General features: G+C 35.3%; 3 protein-coding genes. All 3 read right to left on the reverse strand.

Going from position 1 to position 6,320, the window contains the following annotated elements; all coding sequences use genetic code 11:
• Positions 1 to 916: 916 nt before the first annotated feature.
• The 3 genes from CKF58_RS04760 to lepA all read right to left on the reverse strand — a co-directional run bounded on the left by CKF58_RS04760 (position 917) and on the right by lepA (position 5,384).
• Entirely contained in the window at positions 917 to 1,426 is a 510-nt protein-coding gene (locus CKF58_RS04760) for a cytochrome b (RefSeq protein WP_119531500.1), read from the reverse strand.
• Between the two features lie 493 nt (positions 1,427 to 1,919).
• Positions 1,920 to 3,020 carry a signal peptidase I gene (lepB, locus tag CKF58_RS04765; RefSeq protein WP_147397214.1) on the reverse strand — a complete coding sequence of 367 codons (1,101 nt, stop codon included), beginning with the start codon at positions 3,018 to 3,020 and terminating at the stop codon, positions 1,920 to 1,922.
• 570 nt (positions 3,021 to 3,590) lie between these two features.
• Positions 3,591 to 5,384, reverse strand: coding sequence for a translation elongation factor 4 (gene lepA, locus CKF58_RS04770; protein WP_119531504.1), 1,794 nt, complete (start codon positions 5,382 to 5,384; stop codon positions 3,591 to 3,593).
• Between the last annotated feature and the right edge of the window lie 936 nt (positions 5,385 to 6,320).

A 6,320-nucleotide genomic window follows, 5' to 3' on the forward strand; every position in this document is an offset into this window, starting at 1 on the left:
ATACCTTATTAACCTACTAAGGTAGTCAACAATTTTTTCGCTTTTTTAGAAAAAAGAAAATGCAATTTTAAGCAAAAAAGAAAATTTATACACCTAAAAAAATTATATGAATGTTGTGAAGAGCAAGTGACCAGAACTCGGCTTGAAATGACATCTTAAGAGATTTTTCACAAGCACTTATAATGCTCGTTTTGCTAAATTTGTTCTTGGCACTGATAGGTGAAAGCTATAGCTGAAGCGATGATTTTTCTTGGCTAAGGGGTAAAGTTTACGTTTTATCAGGGTAAGATTTACACTTTACTCACTATGAGCAGTCCCCACAAAAATTAAGACATACTACTAGCAAGTAAGCCCAAAGCGACTCTCGATCCCTTTCCTGTATTTTTCCGTATTACTTACCTATTCAGCCTCGTGTTTATTTTTTACCTACTCTGAACAGTACCCCTAAAGACTGATCTTTTATTCTTACCGTATTTTCTCTACTGCCTTATACATACTACATTAACCTTACCGCATTATCCCTACAACTTTTATTCTTATTGCCTTATCTATACTGCCGAATCCCACATAAATTGAGCCCAAAGAAAAAGCTCAGCACTAGTTATGCCGAGCTTTATTTAATTGGGGATAAAAATAATAAGGCATTAGTCCCTTAATAAATTATCAGAAACTAATGCCTCTTTGTGCCTATTAATTAAAGGCAACTATTAAAAATCTGCTGAATTAACTACCAAGATTTAACGAAATGTCAATGTAACTTCTTTAAGGAGAAAAACTATGAAAAACTTGTAGCGCTACCAGCGACGTGCTTGACGTAGGGTAGCTTTCAGCAGAGAAATCTTTTTACTAATCTGAGTATTAACTTATTTGCTTGGTTAAGGCTAATTTTCTTAAGGCAATAAGTTAATCACTGTAATTACATCATACGTTTTAAAGTATTATCTTTACGTACAAAGTGGTGGAATAATGCTGCTGCAGCGTGTAAACCAATCGCACCTAAAAGTACGTAAGCAAATACTACGTGACCTTGTAAAAGTTTGCTAGCGATTTCTGGATTTACATCGAAAGCTGGGAAAATTTCTACTCTCCAAAAATCTGTTGCTCTACCGTAGAATGCACGACCTAGTAAACCTTGTAAAGGTAGAATAATAAAACCTAAAGCTAAAACAATCTTAATTACTAAAGCTGCTAAGTTTTGTAATGGAGAAATTGGTGGAATGATTGCAGGTTTACGTTTTGCTAAAGCGTGCATAGTTACAAAACGAACTACTGATAAAACTAGCGCTAATGCACCAAAGAAGAAGTGCCAAGGGTTATATAATTTTGCCCATACACAAACGTAAGCACCTACTACGGCAACTAGAATAAACCAGTGCAAGGCAATCGAAATTAGAGGATATTTTGTTGATTTTTGTAGTGTTGTCATAATATTTTTGTCTTGAATAGATATTGCTATGATTAAAGTTAAGTCGACCTAATGGGGGAAGCCATTAAAAACTTATATTCTGTAACCCCAAGCCTAACCTTGTTGCTACAGGAGGAAAAAAATAACTTTCTTATTATAGTGGAAAATTGAGCTTTGATCTATGAATAACAGGAAAAATATATTTGCATAGAACTCACAAATACCCCTGAATAATAGTCATTATTATTTAGCTTTTTCAGACAACCTTCCAACATACCTTAACCAACTCTCAGACAACTCTCAGATAACTTCGGACACACTCAGACTACCCTCAAGTAAGCCGCAAAGAGACTAAAAACTCCACTTGCTATTATCACTACAATCTGTGCCATACCACAAAATTAAAAAAGCCCGCTAAATAGCGAGCTTTAAGCATTTGACTAACAATATATAAATGGCTATATAAATTATATAGCTGTATAACTACCGAACTCTATTTTCCTAAACTTTTAGCTTAATTGCTAAGAATATTTGGATAGAGACCAGTAAAGATACGTTTGTAATTTACACCTGTTAAGGTATTGCCTGTGTTGTCGTATTTTAAACTAAACCAAATAAATTCAGCCTTACCAACAATATTTTCAAACGGAATAAAACCAACGAAACGTGAGTCTTCTGAATTATCACGGTTATCCCCAACCATGAAATATTTATCTTCAGGTACAACCCAAGTTAAAACCGGCATACCTTCTTGACGATACACATTAGCTTGAGCATAGTCTAAAGGTTGTGGGTTTTGTAGGGTGTAGTGAGATAACTCATGACCGTCTGAAGTCATTAAAGTTTCAGTACGTTGATTTTGGTATGAGTTTAAGTAGAAGTAGTCGTAGTTAGCACTAAATTGACCGTAAGTGAAAACATTCACTTTACAGCCTTCACCAACTACACTATTATTAGTTAAACTTGTCCAATCTAAACCTTGCGCTACTGAGCGTGGGTTTTGGCAATTCGAAATTACAAGGAATTTTTGGTTATATTGGTCGTAGTGCACAATATCACCAGGTAACCCAATTACACGTTTAATCCAGTCTTCTTTTTGTTGACGTGGTTCTTTAAAGACTACGATGTCACCACGTTCAACTGGATTTAAGCGCACAATGGTTTTTTGCCAAATTGGATCATGTAAACGATATTGGTGTTTATTTACGGCAATGTAATCTCCGATTTCGAGCGTCGGTTGCATTGACCCTGAAGGGATTTTAAATGGCTCGTAAACAAATGCACGGAATACAAAAATTACTAAGAAGAAAATAAAGTAACTTGAAAGTTCACCCGCTAAAGTTTTACGCGCTAAAACTTTAGCCGCAGCATTAAGTTCTTTATTTTGTTTTAAATCTTGTTCAGTGCCTTGTAAGTTTAGCTCTTGGGCTTTTTGCTTACGGAAGTAAGGTACGTAGTAAAAACGACGTACAGTATAAGCCGCTAAAAATACAAGTAACATAATTACCCAAATAATGGATAAACCATTACTAAAGTTGTCCATAAAAATGCGATAAAGCAGGACAAAAAGGGCAACTACAATAATAAAGGCTAGTAAACTAGCATGCTTTTTCATAAAAATCTCTAAGTTTGTTGAAACGATTAAGAAGCAAGTTAGTCGTGCAACTAACCACAAACTTATGCCTTAATCTGGGGTTAAAATTTATGAGCAGAGAACACAACTTAAGTTGTTAAGGAAAAAACTAAATAAACAACTAAATAAATAGCTTAATTTTATAGTTACAAATAGCTAAAACTCGCCTAAATAACTATTAAAGCATTAACTAAAACCGTGACTAAAAACAATAATTAGAACTGTAATTAGAACAACAGTTAAACAATAACTAAACACTAATTAAAGCGGTGATATACGCAAGCTTAGCGCTTGCATATATCACTATTTTTTAATCTTTAGTTTAAGCTTATATAGTTATAGCTATGAATTATGCAGATCCAAGTATGTTTTTACACACACCCTTCTCATAACTCTAAACTAAAGGATAAGCTTTGTTGTTAGTGAGTTGGTTAGCTTATTGGTTAGCTTATTGGTTAGCTTATTGGTTAGCTTATTGGTTAGCTTATTGGCTATTTAGCCGGTTAGTTAGCTGTAGTTAACTGATTAGTTAGTTGGTGGTTCATTAACTACTTAGTTTTTCCCAACATGCAGAATTGCTAAGAAGGCTTCTTGTGGCACTTCCACGTTACCTAATTGCTTCATACGTTTTTTACCAGCTTTTTGTTTTTCCAGAAGTTTACGTTTACGAGTAACGTCACCACCGTAACATTTAGCTAGTACGTTCTTACGTAATTGTTTTACGGTTGAACGAGCAATGATTTGGTTACCGATTGCTGCTTGGATGGCAATATCAAATTGTTGACGTGGAATAAACTCTTTCATTTTTTCTACTAATTGGAGACCACGCGTACGTGCATCGTTTTTGTGGACAATTAGTGAAAGAGCATCAACACGGTCACCATTGATTAGTACGTCCACACGCACCATTGGTGCAGTTTGGAAACGTTTGAAACCATAATCTAATGATGCATAACCACGAGAAGTAGATTTTAAACGGTCGAAGAAATCAAGGATTACTTCCCCTAGTGGAATTTCGAAAGTTAAAGCTACTTGGTTACCGTGGTACATCATACGAGTTTGTACCCCGCGTTTTTCGTGACAAAGGGTTAACACGTTACCAAGGTATTCTTGTGGTACAAGAATGTTACATTCAGCAATAGGTTCGTTAATGCAGTGAATATTGGTTAATGGTGGTAGTTTAGATGGACTATCTACATATACTACATTACCATTAGTTAATTCCACTTCATAAACTACGGTTGGAGCTGTAGTGATTAGATCTAAGTCGTACTCACGTTCTAAACGTTCTTGTACGATCTCCATGTGTAATAGACCTAAGAAACCACATCTAAAACCAAACCCTAGAGCTTGAGAAGTTTCTGGCTCGTAGAATAAAGCCGCGTCATTAAGTGAAAGTTTTTGTAGAGCATCACGGAATGCTTCGTAATCTTCTGATGAAGTTGGGAAGATTGCCGCGTATACTTGAGGTTTGATTTTTTTGAAACCAGGTAAACGTTCACTAGCCGAACCATTGGTATGAGTGATTGTATCACCAACTGGAGCTCCAAGGATATCCTTGATACCACATACAACCCAGCCCACATCACCACATTCGAGCTGTGTAGTATCTTCTTGTTTAGGGGTAAAAATACCTAAACGGTCAACGGTGTAATTTTGTTCGGTTGACATAATTTTAATTTTGTCACCTTTTTTCAGTGAACCGTTTTTAATACGCACTAAAGATACTACTCCCATGTAGTTATCGAACCAAGAGTCGATAATTAGGGCTTGTAATGGGGCATTTGGATCACCCTCTGGTGCTGGGATTTTGTGCACGATATCTTCGAGTACATCTTCGATACCTAGACCAGTTTTAGCAGAACAACGTACCGCGTCGTGCGCTTCGATACCTACGATATCTTCGATTTCTTCGGCCACACGATCCGGATCAGCTGCTGGTAAGTCGATTTTATTTAAAATCGGCACAACCTCAAGATCCATATCCAGAGCCGTATAACAGTTAGCAAGCGTCTGCGCTTCTACCCCTTGACCGGCATCTACAACTAGTAAAGCCCCTTCACAAGCAGCAAGCGAACGTGACACTTCATAACTAAAGTCTACGTGTCCTGGAGTATCGATAAAGTTTAATTTATACTCTTGTCCATCACGTGCTTTATAACGTAAAGTTACCGAAGCAGACTTAATAGTGATCCCTCGCTCTCTTTCGATATCCATCGAGTCGAGAAGTTGCTCTTGCATTTCACGATCAGAAAGACCACCACATACTTGGATTAGACGATCTGATAAGGTTGACTTACCATGGTCAATGTGAGCAATAATTGAAAAGTTACGAATATTCTTCATGAACATTACCGAAATAAGAATCTCAAGTTAAGTTGGTTGTCCTGATAAAGAAGTTAGTCGTATAGATAAAGAGATTAGTTGTACGGATAAAAAAATTAGTTGTACTGATAGTACAGATAACTAAAAATAAAAGATGCAAGTAAAATCTAAAAACCGTAAAGAAAGAACTTTCTATACTTGTTTTTCAGACAACCTTTTTCAGTCTCTATTTTATGATTAATAATCATAAAACTCAGGCTGAAGCATATTGTTATTATTCCTATAATTATTATTGTCCCTTTATCTACAAGTAATTAGCTTTATTAGCTAATTTCGAGCTAATGCGTTTCTTTAGCTTACTATCTTCGCTTAAACATAACTTAAATGAGAAGCAAAAACCTTTAAAAATTATCGCAGTTTTGTCTCTAACAAAACTGTGTTAAAAAATTCAGAATATAGGATAAAAATGCGAGAGTCTAAGAGCGATAAATGCTTCTTTCTTCTCTCCCATAAGCTACTTATTATAGCATAGGTTCGACTTAGACCCACAGCCCAACTCGTAGATAATTAATTATTTCGTACTTTATTTTTACCTACTCCCTTTACGGTTGTCTGAAAAATAATAGGTATATCTTGCATACCTCTTTTGACTAGTAGCTTTACAAACTTTACAAACCATCATCTTACTTTTTCAGACAACCTTCACTATCTAAACAACGATCTTAATTTTACTTGAGCAATAGATAGCAATAAATATAAACCAACAAAGGAAAATTACTCGTTAATGCTGTATTTTCTATATTTTTAGGCACAAACGCGGTAAAATAAAACTATACTTTGCAAATTTACGCTTTTTCCACAACTACCAGTCTAAGAGAACATATCTTATAACTTATAACTTATAACTTATAACTTATAACTTATAACTTGTAACTTATAACTTATAACTTGTAACTT

Origin of the sequence: Psittacicella hinzii (assembly GCF_003585935.1) — a bacterium.
Taxonomy (GTDB): domain Bacteria; phylum Pseudomonadota; class Gammaproteobacteria; order Enterobacterales; family Psittacicellaceae; genus Psittacicella; species Psittacicella hinzii.

What these genes read in the sequence shown, in the direction of transcription:
- lepA (WP_119531504.1), bottom strand. Translation starts at nt 5,384, where the DNA reads ATGAAGAATATTCGTAACTTTTCAATTATTGCTCACATTGACCATGGT.
- CKF58_RS04760 (WP_119531500.1), bottom strand. Translation starts at nt 1,426, where the DNA reads ATGACAACACTACAAAAATCAACAAAATATCCTCTAATTTCGATTGCC.
- lepB (WP_147397214.1), bottom strand. Translation starts at nt 3,020, where the DNA reads ATGAAAAAGCATGCTAGTTTACTAGCCTTTATTATTGTAGTTGCCCTT.